This is a genomic window from Flavobacterium sp., from assembly GCF_043722275.1.
Lineage (GTDB): Bacteria > Bacteroidota > Bacteroidia > Flavobacteriales > Flavobacteriaceae > Flavobacterium.
Genome location: NZ_JAYSPC010000033.1, coordinates 1 through 2,276, shown reverse-complemented (window position 1 = coordinate 2,276; position 2,276 = coordinate 1). Strand labels below are relative to the sequence as shown.

Below are 2,276 nucleotides of genomic sequence, written 5' to 3'. Positions count from 1 at the left end.
GAATGGAATGGCAAAAAATGGAGTATCGTCAATCATTTTATACCCTTTACCGAAGAAGAAGTAGGCAGCCCGGATAGGTTTGAAAGTGATTTTATGGTTGGGTATTTAGCCGATAAAATGTTAAGTATAGAAGCAAGCAACGTATTGAAAGCTGGAAAGGTTTTATGGCAAGCGTATTTCGCCCATACCGATGTACACACCGTAAGAGACGAGTTAAAACTAAACCGCCCAGATGTAGGCTGGTACCAGGTTCGCAAAGCCCTGCAGGCCCGCAATGCCAGCGGCGATTTTGCCCCCATCAACTTTAAACCATTTGAAGAAGCCTACAAAACCCTCACCGAAAAATTGCAGCCCATGGTGTATGAATTGGGATTTTTGAAAGTGTAAAAATTAAACTTATGAGTAAGGCTAGCAAAAGTTATGATGATGCATTATTAAACGCCGATAAATTTCTCGATGTTGTATTTAGACCTGTTTTTCCTTACATAAAGTTTGAAAGAAAATCAATTTTTGGCGGTGTAATTCCTCCTAACAGTTTCAAGGGGAAAATTCTCAAATACCAACTATTTGATAAAACACAATACAGTCTTAACAAAGATGATGAATTACTTCATTTCACAAGTTTACAAGGCTTAGATGCTATTTTAGAAAGTGGCTATTTACGCCTTTCTTCCATCGAAAACTTAAGTGATAATTTGGAATTATCATTTGCATTAGAAAATGTGAAAAACAAACTGAAAATACCAATTGACGAAACTGAAATCCAGAATATTAAGCAAAATGTTTTTTGCTTATCCAGTTGTTTGTATAATAATGATACAATTAGAGATCCTTTTATGTGGGAAATTTACAGTAAAGGTGGATCTGGTGCTGCAATTGTTTTTGAAGTTGAAAATATCAATTCCAATGTATTACTTGGAAAAGTACAATATGGAGAAAAAGAATTATCTGGTTTATTTGCTTTGCTGGAAAGAATGGAACGGTATAGTTTGGAATATGATAATTTTTTGCCTAATAATTTATATGAAATGATGTCGGATATTTTCTGTTTTCACAAGTCAAATAATTTTCACAGAGAGAATGAAATAAGATTATTGGTTAGTGATTCAAAATCCAGCATTTGGGATAAGCACAATAATCTTTTTATAGAAGAAGTAATTAATAGTAGTAATCAAGTGAGGTATATCTATAAACTTGTATTAAAAGAAAGATTAGAAGATTGGTATAATAAAAATTATTTCAATAGAGCAGATATATCGCTTGAAGATGTTCATAATGAGTTACCAAAAATTAAAATAAAAGAAATTATTGTAGGGTATAATGTAAAAGAACTGAACACCATAATTCCATACCTATATGAAAAGAAACAAAAATTAAACATGGATTTTGATATTAAGTTTTTGAATAGTGAACTAGAAATAAGAAATTGACAAGTCTTTCAAGCAAACGCAATCATTCCTATTTCTCCTTTTACCATATCTCAAAACGCTAACATTTCAACAAAAAATTAGAATTCAGTACACATTGGTTCCTGCTAGTCCATAATACAAAAAACAAGCATTATGAGTAATTATTGGGTCACAAATAGCGAAACTTATAATACACTACAACAATTAAAGTAGAAATAGATATTTATATTGAAATTTAGTCAGGCCGGTTTTGTTGAATTAGCCGGCGGGATTTACTTTATACAAAAAAGGCAACAAGATGGTTGATGATTTTGATGTATTATTATTGGATGCCGTTAAAGGTGAAATACTGGACCACTACTTAGGCAAAGGATGGTATCGCATGGGCATGTATATATTTACCACCTCCGTTGTACAGACAGAAGAATCTGCTTTTCCGGTATATTGGCTTAGGTACGTTGTACCACAAATTCAGCTTAATAAAAACAACCTTGCCCTCATAAAAAAGAATCAACATTTTACTGTTAGCTACCAACCGCTAACCCACACCCAAGAGCTGGAAGACTTACACAGCGCATATTACAACTCAATCAATTTTGAAACATCCCCCGATTTGCAGGAATTTATTTTTGAACCTGGCAAAGAAATTTTTGACACCTATGTTATTGAAGTAAGAGAAGCAGGAAAGCTGATAGCCGCTGGTATTTTTGACAAAGGAAAAGACAGTATTGCTGGCATTAAAATATTTTTTAATCCGCACTACAAAAAATACAGCCCTGGCAAATACCTGATATTATTGAAGTATAATTATTGCCGCCTCCACCATATCAACTGGTATTATCCCGGATACTTTTCTCCCAGCTATCC

The 2,276-nt window shown here is 33.5% G+C and carries 2 protein-coding genes and 1 pseudogene; all 3 read left to right on the top strand.

All coding sequences use genetic code 11. The features are described from left to right. Positions 1 to 387 (top strand): annotated as a pseudogene (locus ACHZDT_RS04305) (hypothetical protein); the annotation flags it as partial. A gap of 11 nt (positions 388 to 398) precedes the next feature. Further along, positions 399 to 1,430 carry a DUF2971 domain-containing protein gene (locus ACHZDT_RS04300; protein WP_394773415.1) on the top strand — a complete coding sequence of 344 codons (1,032 nt, stop codon included), beginning with the start codon at positions 399 to 401 and terminating at the stop codon, positions 1,428 to 1,430. A 277-nt stretch (positions 1,431 to 1,707) separates the two neighbouring features. Then, a partial coding sequence (locus tag ACHZDT_RS04295) for a hypothetical protein (protein ID WP_394773414.1) occupies positions 1,708 to 2,276 on the top strand: 569 nt, incomplete at its 3' end.

Bases quoted from the DNA above. Each gene is read 5' to 3' on its own strand.
- ACHZDT_RS04300 (WP_394773415.1), top strand. From the start codon at position 399: ATGAGTAAGGCTAGCAAAAGTTATGATGATGCATTATTAAACGCCGAT.